Source organism: Rhodococcus sp. 24CO (genome assembly GCF_050586165.1).
Classification (GTDB): Bacteria; Actinomycetota; Actinomycetes; order Mycobacteriales; family Mycobacteriaceae; genus Rhodococcus_F.
Genome location: NZ_JAZFNF010000006.1, coordinates 211,502 through 233,878, shown reverse-complemented (window position 1 = coordinate 233,878; position 22,377 = coordinate 211,502). Strand labels below are relative to the sequence as shown.

Sequence of the window (22,377 nt, the reverse complement as noted above, 5' to 3'; positions counted from 1 at the left end):
CCAGTCGGACAGTCGAGTATCAAGTCGGATGTTGTTGTTTCACAGTAATTTACACTTCGATCGATGGGTACAGACGCTCCATCGTGTAGCGGCGGTTGCGGCGTACCGAGAGTGCGCTGATGGTCATCGAGACGAGCAGAATGCCGGAAAGAACGGCGATTGCTGTCCAGAGTCGCGAATCGACGTGTTCGGCGGTGATGAGTTGCCGGAGTCCGTTGACGGTATACGTCATCGGGTCGAAGGGATGGATGTATTGAAATGGGGTAGCTGTGGTGGGCACCGGGTAGATGCCGCCGGCGGAGACCAGTTGCAGCATCAGGAAGGCCAATGTCACCACGCGGCCGACTGCAACTCCGAAGAGAGCATTGAACATCTGAATCATCGCCAGGTAGGTCGCCGAGACGAGCATCAGGAACAGGATCGTTCCGGGAACGTGTTTGACGTCCAGGCCCACTCCGATGTGTACCACTGCGTACATCGTGATCACTTGGAGGATGCCGATGAGCAGTGCCGGCCAGTACGACGCAAGAACTGTTCGATACAGGCCAAGATTACTGACAATTGCGCGGGATTGTAACGGGGTCAACAGCATCCAGGTGATAATGCAGCCGACGAACAGGGCCAAAGAGAGGAAGAACGGCGCGAATCCCGTACCGAACGTGGGCGCCTCGTTCGTGTAGTCCTGCTTGAGTGCGACTGGAGTGGACAGGGTGTCCGCGGTAGCGGTGCGCTGATCGTCAGTCCAGCTGGGTACTTGCCCAGCGCCCTTGGCGAGGGCGTCTGCCAGTTCATCCGAGCCCGATTGCAGTTCCACCATCCCCGAAGCGAGCTGATCGGCTCCGCTTGCAAGCGCGATACTGCCATCGGTCAACTGGATCAGTCCAGAGTTCAAAGTCGTGGCTCCGGAACTGAGCTGGTCGGCACCGTCGCGTAGTTGCCGCACGTCTGAAGCGAGTCCACCGTTTTGCAGGAGTGCGAGTCCGGATTGCAGGGGACTGGTTGGATCCGTCAACTGGTATTCGAGTGCGCGTGCATCACCGCTGAGCCGATTGATTTCTGCTTGTAGTGCGGCAGTGTCACTTTGAGGTTGTGCTGCGGTGAGTGGGGTGAGTGCTGCAACGGCCTGTTGGGCGAGAGGATCGGTGCTGGGCCCGAGAAGGTCGAGCACCCGCTGGACCGCTGGGGAGATGGTCACTTGCGGCGGTTGGGGGAGGCGATCGCCGAGAGCAGTGAGCGACTGCCTCAGCTGCGCCGCTTGGGCTCCGAGGTTGGGCACGTTGCCGGAGTCGAGGGCGTTGAGCAACGGGTCGGCGACACCGTCGATCGCCGTGGCGAGTTGCCCGGCGCCGGCTGCGAGCTGCGCAGACCCATCGCGTGCGGTGACCATGTTGGTGGAGAGCTCGTCGGCACCGGAGCTGAGTTGATCCGCTCCGGCCTTTGCTGTGTCGATACCCGCTGCGAGGGTCTTCGCTCCGTCGGCAGCCTGGCCCAGGCCCGAACCGGCGGTCTGCAGACCTGTCAGGACTTGGCCGACGCCTTGGGCCCCGATGGTCGAGTTGACCTGGTTGATGACCTGTTCAGACGCGTCCTGCCCGATGATGGTGGCCAGATAGTTATTGGCGTCGTTGAAGGTGAAGGTGAGATCGGCCTTTTCGGGGTTGTCGCCGTTGGGTGACTCGACAGCGTCGCTGAAGTTCTCCGGCAACGTGATCGTGAAATAGTACTTGCCGCTGGAGAGTCCGGCTTGGGCTTCCTGCTCCGAGACCTCTGTCAAATCAAGTTGTCCGGAGGCAATGAGCGATTTGACGACTTGATCGCCGGCGTCGACTTGTTGGCCCGTCGATGTTCGCCCCGAGTCGTTATTGACAATCGCTGCGGGGATCTTGTTCACCTCGCCGAACGGATTCCAGAAGGCCCACAAGTACATTGCGCCATACAGCAGCGGTAACAAGATGATGGTGACGATCGCGATCCGGGGCAGGGTGCCGCGGGAGTAGCGTTTGACATCACTGCCCAGAGAAATACCTGCGAGCATCAGTCACCTTCCTTCGGTCATGACGCCGATATCGCCGGCCCCGAGCAGTCCGTGCATGTTCACCACTGTGTGGACCCCGGTATCTGGCGGAAGGGCGTTGACGTCTGCGGTGATCACCGACTGGTGCTCGCCGAGTGCAACAAGCCGTTGCAGCAAGGCGGCTCGCTCGAGGTCGTCGGCGATTTTGTCGATGCGCCCCACAACGAGCAACGGCGGACGTCTGGTGTTCGCGACGGCGATCCGCAACAACAATTGTTGGATTTCCGGGAGGTCGTCGACGAAGGCGTTGAGCGGTGGTAGTTCGATGTCACCGAACGTGTCCGCACACATGTTCGCGACTTCCACCTCGCTCACGCGGGGAACGAATTTGTACCACGGCGAATCCCATCGCAGTTGTTCGGTCACCATGTCACGCACGGTCACCGACGGTCGGACCTCGTCGAGTTCGTTCAGACATGCGATCGCCGAGATGGCCAAGATTCGTCTCGGATTGTCGTAGCCGAGTACCGCTAATGTCCCCGCAGACAATCGCATTCGTCCACACAGTGCCATCAGCAGGGCGGTTCGCGCGGCGCCGGCTTGCGCAGACAGCACCGTCACACCGCCTGCGTCGATATCCATGTCGAGTGGACCGAACACGTGGCCCCACGGTCCGTGTAATTCGATGCCCCGAGCGGAGACCAATGTCCCCGCCGATGTGGCGGCGGGTAATTGCCAACTCTCTGAACTGGTTTCAACCAATTTGAGGCCTCCCGACCTTGGTGCGGCACGGCGGCGCGGAGCTACACGAGAGGTCCCCGGTGGGTTCGTCTCGTGGAGGATCACGCATCGACGAGAGATGTCACAAAGTGTCTTTCACTACCTGGCCGTTCTTGACGATGACTCTTAGACTCTTGCCTGGATCTGCGAGCAGGTTGAGGTCCTCGAGCGGATTTCCGTCGACGAGAAGGACATCCGCCCACGCGCCCTCGGCTATTACTCCGAGGGGTGCCTGCCTGTAGGGATCCCGCTCGCCGGCAAGCCGGAAGAGTTCGGCATTTCCGGAGGTGAGCATCCGAAGGGCGTCGGCATTGCTGTAATGATCGCCGAGTCGGGCGGCCATTTCGCTCTGCCGCGGCGCGAGCTGCGGTTCGAGTAAAAGGTCTGTGCCCCAAGCTGTTTTGACACCGTGTTTGCGAGCCCAGCTGTACACATCATCTGTGCCGGTGCAGATTTCACGATCTTTTTCCGCGCGACCGGGATCCGGATAATGGTGATCTCCCAGCGCGAAGGGTTGCATCGAAAGCCAAATGTCCTTCTCGGCCATCAGCGCGATCGTTTCCTCGTCGGCGAGATGGCCGTGTTCGATGGATTTCACACCGGCATCGATCGCGCGGCGAATGCCGGTGACGTTGTAGACGTGGGTAGCGACGTAGGTTCCGTAGTCGGTGGCAGCATGCACTGCCGCGCGCAGTTCGGGATCGGTGAACTGGACAGTGTAGAGAGGGTCGTACATCGACGCTGCGCCGCCGCCGACCATCATCTTGATCTGTGAGGCACCCTTTTTGAGTTGTTCGCGAACCGCAGCCAGTACCCGCTCCGGACCGTCTGCGACGCGCATGAAGCCGATTTCTTCGGCGCGAGACTGCTTTCCGCCCAAAGCGGTGGGGCATTCGTAGACGAATCCGAAGTCGCCGTGCCCGCTGGTCTGCGAAATAGCGGCCTGGGAGGGATAGATTCGAGGTCCCTCGAACAGTCCTCGGTCGATGACCGATTTGATGCTGCTGGTGTCGCCGGCCATGTCCCGGACCGTGGTGAACCCGCGGTGGAGCATGTTCTTTGCCTCGGCGAGGCCATTGAGCGCGATGTGCGCTTCGCTTCCCGTCACCATGTCCATGTATGAATTAGCGTTGCCGACCAGATGCACGTGAGCATCGCTCATGCCCGGCATCAAGACTCGATTTTGACCGTCGATGACGGTGGTCTCTCGACTCGGGTCGTCTCCGATTGGGGATTGCGAGACTCCCGCAATCGTTTCTCCGTCAATCAGAACGTCACCCGAAACTACTGTCGCAGAGACGCCGTCGAAGATACGAACATTGCGGAACAGTAAACGATGTCCAGCTTTTGAAGGGGCTGTCATAACTCGCACGCTAACAGTGAAATTCGGACATTGAGGGCAAACAACGAAAAATCACCCTATTGATTCGGTAACGATCAGACCTGGCGAATCGATCCGGAGACGCAGTCGTGGCCGGGGTGTATGCGCAAAATCTCGGATCCACGAAATAATATGTCGGAGTTGAACTACACTGCGGCGCATGCTGATTCACCCGACATTACGGATGCAGTCCTGGGGCTTCGTGATCGGATCGACCCTCTTCGCGCTCGGTTCGGCACCCTTCCTTTCGTCGCTCTTCGGTGCCGCCCTCGCGAACGTCTTCTTTTTCGCCGGGTCCTGGTTTTTCACCGGCGCCGCGTTTATCCAGTTGATACTCAGTGGATCGGCCACTACTTCCGACTCCGGTAAGCCGGCAATCCGTGCCGTGTGGTTATCGGCAGCAGTGCAGCTTCTCGGCACGATATTGTTCAACATCAGTACCGGATCAGCTCTGCACAACCTCAACGTGCAAGGAGAAATGCACCTCGTCTGGAATCCCAACGCGGAGGGCTCTATCGCATTCCTCGTTTCGAGCGGTCTTGCTGTGCTTATCCTGTGGCGCGCGAAGACGTACTGGGCGCCGCGATCGAAGGAATGGCAAAGCGTCTGGCTCAACACATTCGGATCCATTGCTTTCGGCATATCTGCCGTCGGATCGTTCATACTTCGTGACGGAAATACACTTGATCCCAACATGGCCAATATCGGCACCTTCGTCGGTGCGTTGTTCTTCCTGTTCGCCTCCGCGGTATTCCTGGGAAAAAGCACCCGGCCAGTGTCAGCCATGGCAGAAGCGGTCTGAGTGCACCAGTTTCATCATCGTGAGGAAACAGCGGTGCGTAAGTGAGGAATCGTGAGACACAATCGATCAAGGTTTATAGCGCGATATGATCGCGCGAATACCGGCGGTTATGTGCGTTGTCCATATCGTGCAGGCGCACATAACCACCGATGATTCGGGTACCGATCAGGACGGTAGGGCGAGGAACTTCAAAGGCGCGGTCTCATCGAAGCGGCCGGTGACATTTCCGGCCAGCCCACCCTCGAGAGCGGTGTCGCCGATCAGGTCGAGCTTGCCGGCGGGAGCGCCCTCCTCGAAGTTCAATTCACTCAACTCGACCCAGACGACATTGGGTCGAGTTGTCGACTCGAAGACGTATCGCTTGTTGGTGAGGTCGGAGACGGTCTGCCAAATCGTCTGGGACGCGTTCGGCTTGTCGGGATCTGGGATGCGGAACGGTTGCGCGGTGTTACGGATGACGCTGAACATGCCGGCGATTGCCTCGAGTTGGCTCTTGGGTTCGGGAAGGCGTCCGACGTAATACGCTGCGCGCGCGAACCTATCGGAGGCCACTGTGGTGCCGGGAAGAGGCCTGTCTCCACCGAACCCTTGGACCTGCTTCAATAGTTCGATCTGCTTGTCGTAGGTGGGGGAGTTGGTCATCACACGGTAGTCACGGCTGTGCCACACGCTGGGCTTTCCGTCGATGTACTCGATGACTACGGAGTCGCCGTTCGCATCGTCCAACGCGAGGTGCACCGCGGGTACTTCACCGGTGCTCGGGTCTCCCGGTGGGACGACTTGGACACTGGTGTCCTCGATCCAGGACACTGCTTCGTCGACGGTTGCGAAGTTGTCGAGGAAGTACTGCATCCAGACCGCCATGCTCAAGGCGGGTTTGCTCTTGTCGTGCTTGCCGTACGTCGATTCGGAGAGCCAGAGTATGTGCCCGGCGAGGCCAACTTCGTTCATCCCGTCGACGGTCATCATGTCGTACGCGCCTGCCACGACGCTGCCGTATCGGGCTACCCAGGACAGTTGGCCGCCGACGCCGTCGTCTCGTTTGATCCCCCGAGGCATAACCCACAGGTTCGTGCCGGTATCTCGGTGGTAGTCCATGTTTCGACCGACGAGAACCGCTCCGCCGGGTTCATTCCAGATGACGCGAGTGCACATACTTTCACCTTTCCTGGATCAGATGTGGGACGAATCAACTGCTCAGGCAATGGTTATTGGAATGCCCTCCGAATATGGCGCACGAGGTCCGCAACTCGGCAGGCGAGCGTACGATTCATCTGCGCCGGGGATCGGCGCGGTCCAAGAATTGCCGGTCTGACAAAGGGTGCGAAAGAAGATATGCAAAGGCAACTCCTCTTTGATTTGTATCACGGGTCACGTGTTTGCGTGGGCATACGGCGCATTGGCCAGGGGTGAAATCGGGGGTGAATTTAGCGATTTCGTGCGTGATGTCACGCGCGATGTGGGCGACCGCGCGTGCAGTGAGTGGTCGATTCGGTCGGTAGCGCAAAGGTAGTGACCAGGACGGTTGGCAAAGTCTAATAATTCGCCCTAATCGACCATTTCACCGCGTCCCGCGTGTTAGATTTCGATTGTTCCAATCTTTGTCGTGCGCCCGATGAGTCCGGTTCGGATTTTCGGGCAAGTTCCTGTGACCGTGCCGCCCAGTCGTCCCTCATGGACGTGGATGCCTGGATCAATTCCCCAGCGGTCGGCGAACCTTGACCGCGAGCAGTCTCACGCACGCATCCTTGCAGATCGATTACTCACCGACTGTGGCGACGAAAGGTACCTCCGATGAGTCCGGACACCCAGATTGCTTCCGCCACATCGTTACTCACCCCGCGTGAGCGCGACCACGATCCAACTGTTCTGGGTATCCGTGCGGTCACCACTCTGGCTCACACTCGTTGTGATTCTCCTGCTCGGCTGGATCGCCGGTCTGCTCACCACCCGCCGCAAAAAGCCCACCAACTGAATTCGCAAACGAGTGGCTGCCGGTGGGCGGGATCGGCTGTCGCGGAATGGGCCTCGCGGCTGCGATGTGTAGGCGAAGAAATTCGGCAAACATTGATTCTCTCGAAATCTACAGAAGGTGAAACGATGTGTACCAGAGTAATGTGGCCTGATGCCGCAGGAGCCGTTCTCGTCGGCCGTAACATGGATTATCACCGCGATACCGGGACAAATCTGTGGTTACTTCCCCGGGGGATTGAACGCAACGACGGCGTTGGCGGTTCCCTCAGTTGGACAGCCGAATACGGCAGCGTCGTGGCTGGCGCGTTCGATATGATGTCGGTGGACGGTATGAACGAGGCGGGACTGGCGGGCCATATCTTATGGCTCGCGGAATCGGACTACGGTAGTCACGACACATCGAGGCCAAGTCTGAGCATGGCGATTTGGCTGCAGTACTTCCTGGACAACTTCGCCACCGTTGCGGATGCCGCCGCCTGGATTGTCGAGTCCGATGTTCAGGTTGTACCGCTGGGCGATCCGGCGACCGGCGAGGTGCCCGCCGTTCACCTCGCGTTGGATGACGCGACCGGCGATTCGGCGATCATCGAGTATCTCGACGGCAAGGCGACCGTCTGGCACGACCGTGAATATCTCGTGATGACCAATTCCCCGTCTTTCGACAAGCAGATCGAACTTCTCAAGGAGGTCGACGGCTTCGGTGGCACCAAGCCGCTGCCGGGGACCACGCTTGCGGCCGACCGGTTCGCCCGTGCTGCGTATTACGTGGGCCGGCTGCCTGAGCCGAAGAGCGAGGTCGAGGCGGTCGCGGGAATATTCAGCGTCATCCGCAATGCTGCGCAACCATTCCGCATCCCTGATCCAGACAAACCCTATGCCTCGCAGACGATTTGGCAGACCGTCTCCGATCTGACCAATAAGCGGTACGTCTTCGACTCGACCACGCGACCCAATGTGGTGTGGGTGGACTTCGACAAGCTGGACTTCAGCGAGGGCGCGCCGGCAGGCAAGCTCGACCTGATGGGCGACACATCCCTCGAAGGCGGACTCGCCGGCAACGTCTCTCGCCGCTTCGAGGAAACGCCGCCAATGCAATTTCTGACTCTGCCGGCCTGATCGACAGCAGCAGGCTCACCGTGCATGGGTGGTCACGCTCACCGCCGGTTATGCCACCGCCGCGACATCACCGATCCCCGAGGGGTGCACATATGGATACTGCGGATCAGTTGCCATCCGTTCCTGTGGTAACCGAGCGTGCGGTCGACGCTCAACTCAGGGCGAGTTGGTTGCCGCTCGTGCTCGTGTGCTGCACCGGTTTGGTCTCGGTATTCAACGCCACGGTGTTGCCAATGGCAATCAGTGGGATCGTCGACGGGTTGGACACCACGATCTCAAACGTGCAGTTGGCCATCGTCGCGTACGGTGTGTTCGTCGCAGCCTTCACGATCACGGGCGGCAAGATCAGCGGGGTGCTGGGTGCTAGAAACACTCAGCTGCTCGGCTTGGGAATCTACGCCGTCGGCATGCTGTCTTGCGTTCTGGCACAGAATGTCTCGGTTCTGATCGCGGGTGAGGCGATCGCCGGACTCGGCGGTGCTCTTCTTGTGCCCAACGCGCTGGCGATTCTCGGTCAGACATATTCCGGTACGCAGCGCACCGTTGCGGTCTCGGTCCTGGCAGGTACAACCGGAATCGGCGCGGCGCTCGCTTTGCTGGTCGGTGGATTCCTCGTGCAGGCCTGGGGTTGGAGAGCACCCTTCGTACTGCTGCTCGTCGTCATTGCAGGAACGAGCGTCGTCGCGTCCCGTCTACGGCTTCCCCGGACTACGTTCCGAGGGACCATCGACAAGACCAGTATCGCGCTTTCGGCCGTGGGCGTGCTGATGTTGGTCGCCGCCATCAATCAGATCGGATCGTGGGGGCTTGTCCTCGCTGCCGAGGGCGCTCCCGTGAGTGTGCTCGGCCTCTCGCCCGTGCTCGCGTTGTTATTGATCGGCGGCCTGGTGCTCCACACGTTCGTCGCGCGCCAACACGAGTTGCAGGACGCTGACAGGACACCCCTGCTTGCCCCTCAGGTGTTCGGGTCAGGGCTCAACCGCGCGTGCCTGAGTGGGCTGGTCGCGGTGAACCTGTTGATGGCCGGCGTGAGCTACCTGCTGCCGCTTTATACGCAGATGGTGCTGGGCAAGAGCCCGCTGGGAACGGCACTGATGCTGATACCGATCTCCCTTGCCGCACTCGCCTCCGCGGCTGCCACACCAGTTCTGATGCGATTGATAGCGTGCCGTTGGCTGTTGACTGCAGCCCACGTGCTGGCTGCCGCGTCGGTGATACTGCTGGCAATGACCATCTCCAACCAATGGTCAGGTGTGTGGACCTTGATCAGTGAGGTCGCCTTGGGCCTCGGTATCGGAGTGGGGCTGAGTGCGGGCAGTGCACTGCTCATGGAGACCAGCCCACCGTCGCTCTCCGGAGAGATCGGCAGCGCTCGGGGAATGGCGAACTTTCTCGGCCTGTGCACGGGTACCGCCGTCGCCGGGGCCGTGCTGATGTCCGTGCTTGCGCAGTCCGCCTCGGTCCGTGTCGCCGACGGATCGGATCTACTGTCGGGCAGCAGAATTGAAGTAACAACCAGTTCGGTTAGCTTCGTCGAAAACGACGACCTTCGCAGCCGCCTTGCCGGAATGGACTTGTCCTCGGCCCAGCTCGACCGTGCGGTCGAGATCAATGTCGAATCCAGGTTGGTTGCGCTGCGCGCGAGCCTCTGCGTGCTCGGTTTGGCGGTGCTACTCCCGATCGTGACGTTCCGGAATCTACCAGCCCGGCGGGAATTGGATTGATTTGTCGCCGACTCGATGCGTGCCCCGGAGCATCGCACGAGTCTATTGATGCGCGACCCCGATATGCAGCGTACGCAGCAGAAGGCTCTCGAATGCCACTTGCGCTCTTAATCTTTCGCTGATGGATGCGGTGGAACGGTGGGTGCAGTTCGGCTACTACGACGGCATGATGCCTGCTTCGATCTACGCACGCGGCACCATGCGCGCTTGGTTGTGGTGAGTCGGAATGCCCTCATGGTTGATGTCGGGGCTGCCATGGAGTCGAAGGAGCGTTCTTTGGCTCTTCGGCAGCCACGACCAGTTTCCGAGTATCTCGGCGATACGATTGAGACCGTGAAGAGGTCCGAGATCAGCGCTCTGCGCCGCCGTTGGTCCAGCGAGGACGTCGAGAATCTACGGGCACAGTTGCTCAATCAGTCGCGGATCGTGAAGCCACCTCACACGCTCACTTCTCGATGGCCGGCGACCCATGACGGGCTGGTGGATCTGCGTGGTCTGACGGTGGATACCTGGGGTTTTGATATCAGATTCCTTACGCTGGAACGTATCGATCTGAGTTTCGCGCGGGGTGCATTCACTGTCTTCGAGACCGAACTGTTCGACTGCCGTTTCGATTTCGCCGCATTGACCGGCCAACCACGCTTGAGCCGCCGATTCGAGCGATGCAGTTTCCGCGGCGCCACCCTCTCTCGCGTGGCGCTCGGGCCGAATGTCGTCGATTGCGATTTCACCGGGGCAAAAGCTCAGGGACTCCGCTCCGTGCCCAATACCGTGTTCGAACGGTGCACATTTGACGACTCGGACCTCACGGGTGCGCAGTTCTCCGACACGTCGTTCATCGATTGCACCTTCGATGCGACGCGCTTTTCCGTATCCACGAGTTTCGTACGGTGCGTGTTCACACGCACCGTCATCGAGTTCTCCCCGGCGCGAGTCTCGCGAACGGCTCGAGACGGCTCTGAGGTGCCGGACCAGTGGGAAGGTGAAGCTGAAGCAACCGTCACTCTGGAGCAGTACGCCGGACGCTACGCCCGAGCAATCGCCGCTGGGGATGAGGACGTGATGGCCCTGAATCCTGAAAAACAGGACCAGCCACCTTGATAGCCTCAGTGGTCTCGCGGGTTCGGAATCCTCCGCTACACACCTCCTTGCCACGGAGAACTCGCTGATGTTGATACCGGCGGGAGCGGCCCCTGTGTGACGTGCGAGCGGGTTTCGTGTTAGCGGATCACCAGGTCATGGTCGGTGGCGCTGAGGGTAATTGCCGCAATGTGGTTGCCGCGCATCCAGTCCCGCACGAACGCGTCCAGCGTGGGGTCCGATTCCCGAGTCGCGTATGAGTCCGCGGGGATTTCGATTGCGCCGACGAGGTGGCGTGGGTTGGCGTCGAGGCCGGGCCCGCGGGGTGTCATTCGGAGACCGTCGGCGGTATGCAGGATGACCGGAATGCAGGTGCCGTCCGGTGCAGTCACGGTTGCGGTCCGGGTAGTGGCGACCGGGTCGAAGTGGTCCACGTCCAACCGGTAGCCAGAGGGTTGTGCGTGCTGGCCGATCGCGTCGAGCATGCGCGGGTCCACCACCGTGTACGGAAATCCGATGTCGATCAATGTCTGACCGTCGATGGCTCCGTTGCGGGCGGGCAGGGATGTGGACAGGTCCCAGGGGGCGGCGGGGGCCAGGGTATCGGTCGAGCGGTCTGTCGGCGCATTCTCGATCGGCGAGCCGAGGAGGTCCGCGCCCGTCGGCGTGAACTCCCACATGCCGCCTACGAGATCCTTGTGCCAGAAACCGGATTCGGTGCCGTTGCGGCCCTCCACGCGCAACTCGCGCCGATTCGGGCCGGGGCCGAGGGAGTGCACACTGATCGCGGATGTGATTTCGCCGGGAATCTTGGGTTGGAGCACCCAGTCCGGCGCCGGTAGTTGGATCGCAGCGGTGCTGCGGTCGAGTGTTTCGGCAACGAGATTGGGTGCGGACGGCTTACCCGACTGGTCGTCCCAGCTGTAGCGGAAGAAGATCGAGTCCGATCCCGACGAGTCGAAATCAAATGTGCGGGTGTACATGTCGCCGTACTTGTTCATCACGAAGGTGGTCGATCCGGCCGCCGACAACGAGTCGGCCTGGAACCGCCCGCCGAGCGGTCCGCCGATCTCGTAGCTGTCGTCGTTGGGTAGCCACGGGTCCGCGTACGTGATGCGGCTGCCGTCCCCGGTCAACGCTGGGAGCATGGTCATCTTGCCAAATCCGACGAAGTGGATTCGTCCGGCGATGTCGGTGAAAGTTTGGTTGTCCCACGGCGACGACACGCTCAGCGCCCACCCGTTCGGCCGGTCTCCTGGTAGTTGGCGGCCGGGGGCGCTCCACAGGGGTGCGCCCCACGCGGAGGTCCAGTTCCACACCAGCGGGTGCTGGGACGCATTGTCCATCGTGTAGATCCAGCCGTTGTCGTCGACCGCGACGAGTTCGTCGTCGTCTACCGATATCCCGACCAGGCGGCCGCGCAGGCACTCGGGCATCGGTACGAATCGCCAGGGCTCGGCGGTAGGCGCGTCGGCTTCCCGGGGTCGGGTGAGCAGGTCGTGGCCGACAAGCGCGAAGTCCCAGAATCGGTTGAATTGCGTGGTCGGCGTGCGAACCTCGACGGACGTGGGGGCGGTCGAGCCGGTGAACGTCGGCAGTTCGGCCAGCCCGACTCGGCCTCCGCTCGAGGGTGCGCCAGGCGGCAGCTGGGCGGTTCCGAACGGTACGCAGCTCGCCGGTCCGGTCGCGGCGGGTGCGGCCGCGGCGAGGGGAGTGGGCCACAACAAGCCTACGGAGAAGAGGACGCCGACACACAGCAGTCGCGATCGATTCTGGTGCGAAACTCCGCTGGTGTCGTTCACCGCCTGATTGTCGCACGATTCGACGCGTCGACTTTGTTGCTGGTGAGGACGGTCCAACCGTGTCGGTATTGCTCGTGCCCGAGTAACGAACTGGCTCTCCGCAGCTTCGTTCACTGGTGTTCAACGGTGTCACGTCGTCTCGATACTGTCTCCTCGTTCGAGTCGAATCGCTCGAGGCCGCAGAGATCATCCTTTTGGGATGAATCACGGTGCGCCCGAATCGGCGACGATGTGGGGAACGTCAACGTGCCATGCGAGATGAGGAGATGTTCGCTGATGTCGATTGCTTCAGATGGTAGTGCCATCGATCGCGGGATCCACAGACGCGCCGTCGAGGCAGCAGTGTGGGGGATGGCCGCGGTGAACTACGAGGTCATGCGCACGGAGATGTCGCCGTCAGGTGCGAACGAGTTTCTTTTCTGGTCAGGCCTTTTGGACTGGAAGAACCAAACGTTGACCCCAAACCCGGATCTGATCTACTACATGGCGTTCATCGATCCGGGACGGGACGGACCGATCGTCATCGACATTCCGCCGGGATCCGGCGAGCACGTACTCAACGGAAGCATCTGCAATGTCTGGCAGGTGCCGCTCGAAGATGTCGGAAAGTTCGGTGCCGACGAGGGTCGCGGCGCTCGTTATCTCGTCCTGCCGCCTGCCTACGACGGCGAAGTTCCGGAAGGATATGTTGTGCTGCAATCGGATACGAATCGAGTGTACGCTTTGCTGCGGTCGGTGCTTCCGGACCCGACCCAGGCTGCCCTCGACTCGGGATTGGAGTACTGCAACAGAATCGGCATCTACCCGCTTGCCGAGGCGGACAATCCGACAGAGACTCCGAGACGGGACCTACACGGCCAGTTGGTCGACACGCGGATTCCGTATGACATCCGATTCTGGGAAGCGCTGGACCGCACAATTCAGGCGGAACCATGGCTTCCACGCGATCGAGCCTTCGCGGAAATGTTGAAGGCGATCGGGATCGAGCGGGGTCGGCCATTCGCGCCGTCGGCGCAGCGGATCGCGTTGCTGGAGAGCGCGATCCAGGAAGCGCACGAGTGGTTGAGAGAATTGTACGAGCACGAACCGCCGTTCTTCGACGGCCGCCAGTGGTTCTTTCCCGCCGGGCGCGATTTCGTAGAGGGACAGAATCGTAACTTTGCGAACGGCGACGTCTACCCCTATACCGACCGCGCTGTGATTTACCACATGGCATTCATCGGTCTCAAACGATTGGGAATCGGACAGTTCTACCTGGTGAACGTTCGCGATCGCGCAGGCAATCTCTTTCGCTCCGACCGCACGTATCGGCTGCGTGTACCGGCCGGGGTGCCGGTGTCCCAATACTGGTCCGTCACAATGTATGACGGAACGGAACACACCTTCATCCGTCACGCGACGAAGTTCTCGGTGTCCTCTCAAACCCCAGGCGTGAGATTCAACGAAGACGGATCCCTTGACGCATACTTCGGGCCACGGGTCATCCCTGGACTGGAGTCGAATTTCATCGCAACTGGAGACTCGGACACGTTCGAGCTGATGTTCCGCTTCTATGGCGTCGGATCCGAAGTCATGGCGAAAGAATGGAAGTTGGACGATGTCGATCTGATCGACATCGACGAACTCGGAGCTTCTCAGGACCTGCAGAGGTGAACGTTGCGAGTCTTGTCGTGAGAGAGGTATGAGCGATGGGATCATCGCCGCTGTCGTCGTGGGGCAGTTCGCCTACTCGTGAGGCGATTGTGCGTTTTATCGAGACCGCTACCTGCGGGGCGAACGCTGTGCCGGTTGCAGATCGGGTAGCTGTGTTCGACAACGACGGGACATTGTGGCCCGAAAAACCCATGCCGGTTCAGGTGCATTTCATCGTCGAGCAGTGGCGCGTGCAGGCTGCATCCAGCACCGCACTTGCCGAGATCGAGCCATACCGCAGCGCGCTCGACGGCGATTACGGCTGGCTGGCACAGGCGTTGGAGAAACATGCTGGGGGAGATGACACCGATCTGCGGATCGCAATTGGGGCGATCACTCACGCGTCCGACTGTCTCAGTGTCACCGACTATGCGGCATCCGTTGCTGAATTCATCCGTACTGCACAGCATCCGACCTTGCATCGGCCATACCCGCTGACTGCGTACCAGCCGATGGTCGAGTTGCTCCGTTTTCTGGCGGACAACAGCTTCAGCTGCTACATCGTCTCCGGCGGCGACCGCGATTTCATGCGTCCTATCGTCGAACAATGCTATGGAATTCCGCCTGAACGCGTCATTGGTTCAGCCCTCGGATTGAGATACGACAACACCATTGGCGATGTGCGGTATGGATCGTCATTTGAGTTCATGGACGATGGTCCTGAGAAACCGGCACGTATTTGGAGCAGGATTGGACGACGGCCACTGTTCGCGGCGGGTAATTCCGACGGCGACGCGCAGATGCTCGACTATGCGCTGGCCGGGAACCCACCGGGATTTGGACTTGTCGTCCACCACGACGATTCCACCCGCAATGACACGCCCTACGACACCGGCGCACACACGGTCCTCGGTGAGGCGGCCAGTCGCGGCTACACAGTGGCGAGCGTCCAACACGACTGGGACACAATCTTCGCGCCTGCCGGCCCCCGCCACATCCGACCGGGGTAGTTCACCGGGTCAGCTGGTCGGCTTCTCGGTAGGCGTCATCGCGGTCAGTAGCGCGAGGAAGTTCCGGAATGCGGCGGGCATATCTACCTCGTCCGGCGCCAAGAGCCACTGGATCTGGATGCCGTCGATGACCGCGATGAGCAGTGGTGCAGCTTGCTCAGGTGTGAGCCCGCCGGCCAATCGGTCACCGAGTTCGGCACGTAGCAATGTGGCCATGCCCTCGCGCACGGACGCATAGCGCTCGGTGAAGAACTCACGCGCTGGGTGCTGCCCGGTCGCGCTCTCGGCGGCGAGTGCGGTGAAGGTCTGGACGACTCCTGGCCGGTCGGCATTGAATTCCACGATTTGTTCGAGGTGGGACAGTCGCACATCCGTCGAGTTCGCGAGAAGGGCTGCGGCGTCCCATCGGTCGCGAGCGTCGAGCACTCCGATCAGGAGGTGTTCCTTGCTGGGAAAGTGGTGCAGCAGTCCGGGTTGCGTCAGGCCGACGCGTTCGGCGACAGCAGCGAGAGTGGTGCCACGGTATCCGCGCTCCGCGATCTCGGCCATCGTCGCGTCGAGAATGGCCTCGCGCCGGGCCTCGGCCTTGACCGCCCGGCCACCCCGCTGTCGCTCAGTCATGCAGTGAGCCTATCGACGGAAGCGTTTCTCATCGCGCCTGGGTGAGGAGGACGGCCATCAGTCCTGCCTGCTGACTCTGAGCCGCCATGATGTCCGGCCGCGATCCCGCACCGCAGTCAGCCGGATCAGCGACGCTCCGGCTGACATCGTGCGACTCGATGACCACCCCTGCAGTGTCTGTTCGGGGTTCAGCGGAACTGACCACGGGCCAGAGCACTGCCAAGGCGGCAGCCCCGGCGATGACGCGAAAGGTATTCAAGGACTTCAATTTTGCGCCTCGATGCGCAGGGTGAGCGGGCAGTTGGCCGACGAGGCGCCGACGTGAAGATCGTACGAACCGGGTCGGGAGCACCAATGCCCGCGCTGCTCGTCCCAGATCTCGAATGCACGATGCGGCAGAGTGATTGTTGCCGTTGTGGTTTCGCCGGCGTCTGCCACTACGCTCGCGAAGCCGGCAAGCTCGCGGGCGGGTCTGGACGGGTCGATGTCGACGGCAGCAAGATACACCTGCACAACCTCGCGTCCCTGCCTCGATCCAGTGTTGCGGATGCGAACCGAGACGGTGTCGCCTTCCCGATCGACGCTCTCGTATTCCCACGTGGTGTAGCCGAGGCCGTGCCCGAACGCGAATGCGGGTGAGACATCTGTTCGGTCCCAGGCGCGGTAGCCAATGAACAGGCCCTCGGCGTACGTGAGCTTGCCGTCGACGGGTGTCACATCCGTGACCGGGCAATCCGCAAGTGTTGCGGGCCAAGTGGTCGGCAGTCGGCCGCCTGGCTCAGTCAGTCCGACCAAGACATCGGCCAGTGCGGCGCCGGCTTCCTGGCCAGGGAACCAACTCAGTAGTACCGCCGCGACGTCGCCTCGCCAGGGCATCTCCACTGGCGAACCCGAGTTCACGACAACGACAGTTCGTGGGTTTGCGGCGGCCACGCGGGAGACCAACTCGTCTTGGCGCCCCGGCAGATTCAGTGTGCTGCGGTCGAAGCCCTCGGACTCGACCTGGTCAGTTGTCGCGACGACAACAACGGCTACGTCCGCCGCCTTCGCTGCCTCGACGGCGTCGGCCACCAGTTCTTCCGGGTCTCGTTGCGGCTCCCGGTGTCCCAGACTGAAACTGAGGATGTCGATCGGCGAGCCCTCCATCTTGGTCGGAGTGTGCTTCAGGACTACTTCGACGGGTTCTCCGGCCGTCAGTTCGACGGAGCCGCGGTCCTTCGGAGCACCGAAGAACAGCTCGAATGGATCGAAGCTTTCCATTGGCTGGTCACCGTCGAACAGAGTCTCACCGCCGACAGTCAAGGTGAAAGTGCCGAGTCCCTTGGTGCCGAAGCGATGCGCGCCACTCTCGCTCGGCGTGAAGGTGCCGAGAAGTTCGACGGTATGCAGCGCCTGAAAGTCGAGGCCTTCCGGGAGGATTCCCATCCACGTGATCATCCCGTTGGGCAGGTCGAGTTCTCGAAGCAGCGTTCCCGCGGCGTCGTAGCATCGGGCGCGTAAATCGAATCCTCTTTCGGCCGTGCCCATCTGGTCGGTCAGCGTTGTGCCGATGCTGTAGCTGAGTGCGCCGTCGGGTAGCGCTGCCGTCAGTCCGTCGAGAGGGGACACGACGGACTCGGGAAAGACCATTGCGGAGCCGCCGCCGAGGACGCGGGCGTCGTGGGCAGCCAGTCCGATCAGTGCGACGGTGGTAGTGCTCGGGTCGATCGGCAGAATCGTCTCACCGCCGACGGGAGCATTGCGGGTCAGTACAAATGACCGTCCGGCGATCTCGTGAGCCAGCGCGCGGCCGTCCACCGGCGCAGGGAACTCGGTCACAGCAGGATTGGCGCCCTCGAGGAGACCCGCGCGCGCCGTGAGCAGTAGGACTCGGCGCACCGCGTCGTCGACTACCGACTCGTCGACCTCGTCCTTCCTGACCGCGTCGGCCAGTAGCTCTCCGTAGACGGAGCGGGGGCCGGGCATCGCGATGTCGAGGCCACCCAGAATGGCGCCCAGCGTCGAGCGCGTTCCCATCCAGTCGGAGACCACACAACCGTCAAATCCCCACTCGCCCCGCAATACTCCGTTCAGAAGCTCGTTGTGCTCGCTCATAGTGGTGCCGTTGACGCTGTTGTACGCGGACATGATTGCCCAGGGTCGGGAGTTCTTGACGATGTCCTCGAAGGGCGCGAGGTAGATCTCGCGCAGCGCATTCGGGGAGACGATGTTGTCGACTGACATGCGTTCCGTCTCCGCGTCATTGGCTACAAAATGCTTGACGGTGGCGCCGACGCCACCGGACTGCACCCCGCGGACGTAGCCGGAACCGATTGCGCCGGTGAGCAAAGGGTCCTCGGAGTAAGTCTCGAAGTGTCGGCCACCGACCGGGGTACGGTGCATGTTCACAGTCGGAGCGAGCAACAGGTGCACGCCCTTGCGGCGGGCCTCCTGTGCGAGCAGAACTCCCGCACGCGCGACCAGGTCAGGATCCCAGGTCGCCGCCATGGCGGTGGGCGACGGCAGCAGGATCGACGGATCGTCCGGTCCCCAGAAGACTCCTCGCACGCCTACCGGTCCGTCGGACATCACCAGTGACCCGAGGCCGATTTGCGGGAGGGCAGGCAGGGTCCACATGTCTTGGCCCTGGAGGAGTTGGGCCTTCGCATCCAGGTCGAGCTTGGCGAGTGCTGATTCGACGGCCTCGTGAGTTGCTTCGTCGTGCAATGTGTACTCCTTCGCCATGGTGCGGGTCGGTCACCCTTCCGATGGAAACTGATCGTGCCATCAAACTTAATTATTGATAGGTGTTGTTATGTAAACGTTATAATACGAGAATGATGACGCCGAAGGTGCTTCTCCGGCAAGCAAACTCGAAACTGTAACGATTAGATGACAAAGCCTAATTTTGATTAGGTCTCGTCGTTAGGGTGCGTCACATGAAAAGTCTGATGAGCAAGAGCGTCGTGCTCCTCGCCGCTGCAACTCTGGTTCTGCTGGGATCCGCCGGCACAGCGCAGGCGGGTGGAACAAGTGAGCCTGTCGCGAACGGCAGCACCGTCGACGCCACGTACTCCGAGCGAGGTCCGTGGGAGGTGACCAGTCAGCAAGGTTTCGGTTGTTGCGACTCCTCCGGCAGCAAGTTCGACGTCTGGTACCCCACTGACCTGGGATCGAATGGAGATCGACACCCGATCATCACTTGGGGTGACGGGACGTGGGCACACCCCTTCCAGTACGACTATCTGCTCTCCCATCTGGCGTCGTGGGGTTTCGTGGTGATCGCGGCCGATAACACCAATACCGGCACGGGTCAGGAAATGCTGGAGGCAGTGGATTTCCTCCGGCATGAGGACAGCGGTCCGTCGAGCATCTTCTATCAGACCCTGGATACCGGCAACGTTGGTGCGATGGGGCACTCCCAGGGGGCGGTCGGTGCCCTCAACGCGGCGATCAGTGCCGGCGGCGAACTGAAAACCGCTGTCCCCATTGAGCTTCCGGGGCAGTACATGTGTGGCCTGCCCAAAGCGGATGCGGCGATGAACGTCTGCACCGACCCGCGGGCGCTGACCACGGGTTCCGTTCTGTACGTCAACGGCTCCAACAGCCCGATCTCGCAGTCCGCGCAGCCGTTGCCGTGGGACCTGATCGGAGCGCAGTCCGCGGAGGGCTATTTCGGTGCCACTCCGGACTCTGTGGAGAAGGTGCGCGCGACTCTGAACGGCCCGAACCACAACGACATTCAGGGGCAACCAGGCTGCCCTGCAAACGATCCGGGCTGCGTCAGCGGGGTGCAGGGGTTCCTCGGTGTTCTCACTGCCTGGAACATGGACAAATTGCGCGGAGACGCGCAGGCGCACAGTGCCTTCATCTCCGGCTCCGGTGAGCTGTTCAGTCTGCCGGCGTGGAGCAACCAGGCGAGCAACATCATCGGCTGACGCCGACAACCTGCACGAGCAAGAATCAGGGAGTGGCAGCTGCGGTGATATGGCTCAACACGCACAGCCAGCGGCCATTCCGTAGAACGAAGACGTCGGTAGTCCACTCGTCGGCCTCGAATTGCTGGCCGCGGTAGTGCGCAGTGTTCGTCAACCGCGCTGTCAGAACCGCGGTGTCACCATAAGTGCGGACTCTGGCGTCGGTAACGCGGTCGAACGTCGAGTGGGTGAGCTCGCCAGACCGGACAATGGACAGGAATTGTTCTTTTGAAGTGATGCCCGAGTCGGACACGATCACCCAGTCATCCGTCATGAATCTGCCGATTCGTTCGGCGTCGTTCGAGACGATCGCCTTGGACCACTGCTCGTGGATTGCGAGTATCTCCGTCAGCGCACCATCACCCGTGCCTGTTGGGGCGTCCTTGTTCATCATCGCTCCTCGGCTCGTTTAAGTGATCGTGGCCGTTACGGCGTTGCGCGGCGCAGCGTCGCCCAGGCTCCGGCGATGCACGCGATTGCCACGACCAGCGGTAGAAGCGTCATCGGCACCACTCGGGGGACATCGACAAACCACGAACCGATCGCCGGCCACCAGCGAGCCCAGGTGATCACGATCACTGACAGGCCGAGCGTGCCGAGGAGTCCGGTGAGGGAAGCCAGCAGACCGGTGATCCTCCAGCGCTGGTAGATCGCGCCTGTCAACATTGCGACCGAACTGGTCAGTAGCAGCGTTGCGAACAGTGAAAGCAACTGCACGGCCGTGCTGTCGGTGAAATAGCGTGCGATGCCGAACATGCGCATATGTACACCCCAGCCGTCGGTAGCGGATTCCACCACTGACAGCAGCTGCAGCACGATCGCGAAGACTGCCGACTGCGCCAGCGCCATCACCGTTGTGGCGGTGAAGAACTCGCGGCGAGTCACGCTCAGTCCGAGCGCGAACGGGAATGTCTGGGCCATCGACTGGAGGTAGAACGCGAGCACGAAACCGTAGACGGAGAACACACTGCCGGTGAAGCCCTCGCCCTGCTCGTTCCCGACGATCGCGTAGATGGTGAAGCTGATCAGGAACGAAACCAACAGGATGCCGACCGGCCAGGCGATCAGCAGCGGCCAGGCGACTGTATGCAGTCGGAGGACGGAGCCGATCCGGGACCGGGTGGGCGCCTTCGGGATCGTGCGCGGTTGTGTCGCTGCGATGCTCATGCGGTGGTCTCCCTGCGCTGTGTGGTGGTCGCGATGACAAGTTCCTGCAAAGATGCCGGCTCCAGTTCGACCCCAGCCTCCCGTAATAGGTTCCGCGAGGTATCGGTCACGTCGGCCTGCACAGTGATGCGGGCGTGGGTGCCGAGCGTCTCACGGTGCAGAACCGTGCCGGTCGCGGCAAAAGCATCTACGGCAGCGAGGGGGCCGGTTGCCACTACTGCGCGGCTGCGCAGTGTGTCCGCGTCCTCGTCGAGCACGATTCGGCCGTGGTCGACGACGATCACGTGCTCGAGCAGATTTGCCACCTCGTCGATCAGGTGAGTCGAAAGCACCACGGTACGTGGATGTTCGGCGTAGTCGGCAAGCAGACGGTCGTAAAATAGTTGGCGCGCAACGGCATCGAGACCGAGATATGGTTCGTCGAAGAGCGTCAGCGGTGCGCGGGATGCGAGCCCGATTACTACCCCCAGTGCCGACCGCATGCCGCGCGACAGCTTCTTCACCTTGCGGCCCAGAGGAAGCTGGAAGTCGCCGAGCAGCGTCTCGGCGAACGTGTGGTCCCAGTTCGGCAGCAGATGGCCCGCGGCGACGAGTACGTGCTTGACCCGGAGGTCTTCGGGGTAGGTCTGGCTTTCCTTGACAAAGCACACGTTCATCAAGACGTCGGCATTTTCGAACGGGGTGTCGCCGAATACCTCGACGTCGCCGCTGGTGTGCAGGTCCTGCCCGGTCAGAATTTGCATGATCGTCGTCTTGCCTGCGCCGTTACGGCCGAGCAGGCCGTAGATCTTGTTGCGCTCGATCTTGAACGAGACGTCTGAGAGAGCATCGACATCCCCGTATCTCCTGCTCACCGCGCGCATCGAGGCGACGAGTTCGGATTCGGTGAAACGCCTGACATCGGACTCTGCCGTCGTAATGCTTGCGTTCATCGGGCCACCTTCCTGTCGTCCAACATGGATTTGAGTTCTTCGAGGGGAATCTGGAGACGTTCGGCCTCCGCCACGAGCGGCTCGATGTACTGACGCGAGAACGCTTCTCGGCGTCTGAACCTGAGCGCGTCGCGCGCACCGAGAGTGACGAACATTCCGATTCCTCGCTTCTTGTAGAGGATCCCCTCGGCTACAAGCTGATTGAGGCCCTTGGCTGCCGTCGCCGGGTTGATCCGGTGGAACGCCGCAAGTTCGTTGGTCGAGGGCACCTGCTCGTCTTCCGGCAGTGAGCCGTCGATGATCGAGCTTTCGATCTGCTCGGCGATCTGCTGGAACAGTGGTCGTCCGTCGTCGATCACGATGACCGGCTCCCGGGGCACACAGGT

At 61.3% G+C, this 22,377-nt stretch carries 20 protein-coding genes; 8 read left to right on the top strand and 12 right to left on the bottom strand.

The features are described from left to right. Nucleotides 1-49: 49 nt before the first annotated feature. The 3 genes from V2B23_RS16415 to V2B23_RS16405 form a co-directional block, all read right to left on the bottom strand. Nucleotides 50-2,035 carry a YhgE/Pip family protein gene (locus V2B23_RS16415; protein WP_430951322.1) on the bottom strand — a complete coding sequence of 662 codons (1,986 nt, stop codon included), beginning with the start codon at nt 2,033-2,035 and terminating at the stop codon, nt 50-52. A gap of 3 nt (nt 2,036-2,038) precedes the next feature. After that, nucleotides 2,039-2,674, bottom strand: a complete 636-nt coding sequence (locus V2B23_RS16410) for a hypothetical protein (RefSeq protein WP_430951564.1) — start codon at nt 2,672-2,674, stop codon at nt 2,039-2,041. A 202-nt stretch (nt 2,675-2,876) separates the two neighbouring features. Further along, nucleotides 2,877-4,157, bottom strand: coding sequence for an amidohydrolase family protein (locus V2B23_RS16405; protein ID WP_430951321.1), 1,281 nt, complete (start codon nt 4,155-4,157; stop codon nt 2,877-2,879). 178 nt (nt 4,158-4,335) lie between these two features. On the opposite strand from V2B23_RS16405, the gene V2B23_RS16400 reads away from it, so the two are divergent. Next, on the top strand, nt 4,336-4,977 hold the full coding sequence (locus tag V2B23_RS16400) for a hypothetical protein (protein ID WP_430951320.1): 642 nt from the start codon (nt 4,336-4,338) through the stop codon (nt 4,975-4,977). A 165-nt stretch (nt 4,978-5,142) separates the two neighbouring features. Here the strand turns inward: V2B23_RS16400 and V2B23_RS16395 are convergent, their stop codons facing one another. Beyond that, nucleotides 5,143-6,132 (bottom strand): linear amide C-N hydrolase, encoded by a 990-nt coding sequence (locus tag V2B23_RS16395; protein ID WP_430951319.1) that lies wholly within the window; start codon nt 6,130-6,132, stop codon nt 5,143-5,145. A 688-nt stretch (nt 6,133-6,820) separates the two neighbouring features. Here V2B23_RS16395 and V2B23_RS16390 point away from each other — a divergent pair. The 4 genes from V2B23_RS16390 to V2B23_RS16375 all read left to right on the top strand — a co-directional run bounded on the left by V2B23_RS16390 (nt 6,821) and on the right by V2B23_RS16375 (nt 10,892). Beyond that, the gene (locus V2B23_RS16390; RefSeq protein WP_430951318.1) at nt 6,821-6,952 is read left to right on the top strand and encodes a hypothetical protein; all 132 of its coding nucleotides are present in this window, start codon (nt 6,821-6,823) and stop codon (nt 6,950-6,952) included. A gap of 125 nt (nt 6,953-7,077) precedes the next feature. Next, entirely contained in the window at nt 7,078-8,067 is a 990-nt protein-coding gene (locus tag V2B23_RS16385) for a linear amide C-N hydrolase (protein WP_430951563.1), read from the top strand. 92 nt (nt 8,068-8,159) lie between these two features. Next, nucleotides 8,160-9,791, top strand: a complete 1,632-nt coding sequence (locus V2B23_RS16380) for an MFS transporter (RefSeq protein ID WP_430951317.1) — start codon at nt 8,160-8,162, stop codon at nt 9,789-9,791. Nucleotides 9,792-10,124: 333 nt separating this feature from the next. After that, entirely contained in the window at nt 10,125-10,892 is a 768-nt protein-coding gene (locus tag V2B23_RS16375) for a pentapeptide repeat-containing protein (protein ID WP_430951316.1), read from the top strand. A 119-nt stretch (nt 10,893-11,011) separates the two neighbouring features. Here V2B23_RS16375 and V2B23_RS16370 read toward each other — a convergent pair whose 3' ends face one another. Further along, nucleotides 11,012-12,673, bottom strand: coding sequence for a hypothetical protein (locus tag V2B23_RS16370; protein WP_430951315.1), 1,662 nt, complete (start codon nt 12,671-12,673; stop codon nt 11,012-11,014). Between the two features lie 276 nt (nt 12,674-12,949). Between V2B23_RS16370 and V2B23_RS16365 the strand changes: the two genes are divergently transcribed. Both V2B23_RS16365 and V2B23_RS16360 read left to right on the top strand, forming a co-directional pair. Continuing rightward, nucleotides 12,950-14,326 carry a DUF1214 domain-containing protein gene (locus tag V2B23_RS16365; protein ID WP_430951314.1) on the top strand — a complete coding sequence of 459 codons (1,377 nt, stop codon included), beginning with the start codon at nt 12,950-12,952 and terminating at the stop codon, nt 14,324-14,326. Between the two features lie 152 nt (nt 14,327-14,478). Beyond that, on the top strand, nt 14,479-15,315 hold the full coding sequence (locus V2B23_RS16360) for an HAD family hydrolase (protein WP_430951313.1): 837 nt from the start codon (nt 14,479-14,481) through the stop codon (nt 15,313-15,315). A gap of 9 nt (nt 15,316-15,324) precedes the next feature. Here V2B23_RS16360 and V2B23_RS16355 read toward each other — a convergent pair whose 3' ends face one another. Genes V2B23_RS16355 through V2B23_RS16345 form a run of 3 tightly spaced genes read right to left on the bottom strand, consistent with a single transcriptional unit; the run spans nt 15,325 to nt 18,642 of the window. Then, nucleotides 15,325-15,936, bottom strand: a complete 612-nt coding sequence (locus tag V2B23_RS16355; protein WP_430951312.1) for a TetR/AcrR family transcriptional regulator — start codon at nt 15,934-15,936, stop codon at nt 15,325-15,327. A 28-nt stretch (nt 15,937-15,964) separates the two neighbouring features. Continuing rightward, nucleotides 15,965-16,195: a hypothetical protein gene (locus V2B23_RS16350; RefSeq protein ID WP_430951311.1), complete on the bottom strand. Its 231-nt coding sequence runs from the start codon at nt 16,193-16,195 to the stop codon at nt 15,965-15,967. A 5-nt stretch (nt 16,196-16,200) separates the two neighbouring features. Continuing rightward, nucleotides 16,201-18,642 carry a glycoside hydrolase family 3 protein gene (locus V2B23_RS16345; RefSeq protein WP_430951310.1) on the bottom strand — a complete coding sequence of 814 codons (2,442 nt, stop codon included), beginning with the start codon at nt 18,640-18,642 and terminating at the stop codon, nt 16,201-16,203. Between the two features lie 212 nt (nt 18,643-18,854). Between V2B23_RS16345 and V2B23_RS16340 the strand changes: the two genes are divergently transcribed. Beyond that, a complete protein-coding gene (locus tag V2B23_RS16340; protein ID WP_430951309.1) occupies nt 18,855-19,853 on the top strand; it encodes a hypothetical protein in 999 nt (332 codons plus the stop codon). 25 nt (nt 19,854-19,878) lie between these two features. Here V2B23_RS16340 and V2B23_RS16335 read toward each other — a convergent pair whose 3' ends face one another. From V2B23_RS16335 to V2B23_RS16320, 4 genes are read right to left on the bottom strand one after another with little or no spacing between them, the layout of a single operon-like run. Further along, nucleotides 19,879-20,283, bottom strand: coding sequence for a nuclear transport factor 2 family protein (locus V2B23_RS16335; protein ID WP_430951308.1), 405 nt, complete (start codon nt 20,281-20,283; stop codon nt 19,879-19,881). 35 nt (nt 20,284-20,318) lie between these two features. Further along, the gene (locus V2B23_RS16330; protein WP_430951307.1) at nt 20,319-21,059 is read right to left on the bottom strand and encodes an ABC transporter permease; all 741 of its coding nucleotides are present in this window, start codon (nt 21,057-21,059) and stop codon (nt 20,319-20,321) included. After that, nucleotides 21,056-21,991, bottom strand: coding sequence for an ABC transporter ATP-binding protein (locus V2B23_RS16325; protein WP_430951306.1), 936 nt, complete (start codon nt 21,989-21,991; stop codon nt 21,056-21,058). The genes V2B23_RS16330 and V2B23_RS16325 overlap by 4 nt, the downstream gene beginning before the upstream one ends. After that, the gene (locus V2B23_RS16320) at nt 21,988-22,350 is read right to left on the bottom strand and encodes a GntR family transcriptional regulator (RefSeq protein WP_430951562.1); all 363 of its coding nucleotides are present in this window, start codon (nt 22,348-22,350) and stop codon (nt 21,988-21,990) included. The genes V2B23_RS16325 and V2B23_RS16320 overlap by 4 nt, the downstream gene beginning before the upstream one ends. Nucleotides 22,351-22,377 lie beyond the last annotated feature (27 nt).